Source organism: Neisseria sp. P0021.S007 (assembly GCF_051956855.1).
On sequence record NZ_JBQCXA010000616.1, the window covers coordinates 1 to 655 of the forward strand.

The 655-nt window shown below is 53.7% G+C and carries 1 protein-coding gene; it reads left to right on the forward strand.

Features of this window, described 5'->3' with window-relative positions; genetic code table 11:
• Window positions 1–601, forward strand: a 601-nt coding sequence (locus ACTHUR_RS14965) for a metal ABC transporter ATP-binding protein (protein WP_440399391.1), incomplete at its 5' end; no start/stop codon positions are given.
• Window positions 602–655: the final 54 nt, after the last annotated feature.

Below are 655 nucleotides of genomic sequence, written 5' to 3' on the forward strand. Positions count from 1 at the left end.
GACCCTGCTCAAAGCCATTATGGGCTTGCAGAAGACGGACACGGGCAGCGTGCGCTATGAAAATATGGCGCGCAAGGATATTGCCTATCTGCCGCAGCAGTCGGATATTGACCGCAGCCAGCCGATGACGGTGTTTGAACTGGCGGCGATGGGGCTGTGGTATGAAATCGGCTTTTTCGGACGCGTGAACGCGGCGCAGAAAAAGCGCGTGATGGCGGCTTTGGAACGCGTGGAAATGCAGGATTTTGCTACACGCCAAATCGCGCACTTGTCCAATGGTCAGTTCCAACGCGTATTGTTTGCACGGATGCTGGTGCAGGATGCCAAATTTTTGTTGCTGGATGAGCCGTTTAATGCGGTGGACGCGCGGACGACTTATGCGCTGTTGGAAGTTTTGCGCCAGTGCCATCAGGACGGTCAGGCAGTGATTGCCGTGTTGCATGATTACGAGCAGGTGAGGGCATATTTTGCCAACACGCTGCTTTTGGCGCGTGAAAAAGTGACTGCTGGCGCGACGGAAAATGTGTTGACCGATGAGTTTTTGGCACAGGCAAACCGAATGATGCAGAAACAGGAAGCGGCCGATTGGTGCGCGGTTTAATGGACAAGGCCGTCTGAAAGTAAGTATTTTTCAGACGGCCTCAGGCTTTCAGAG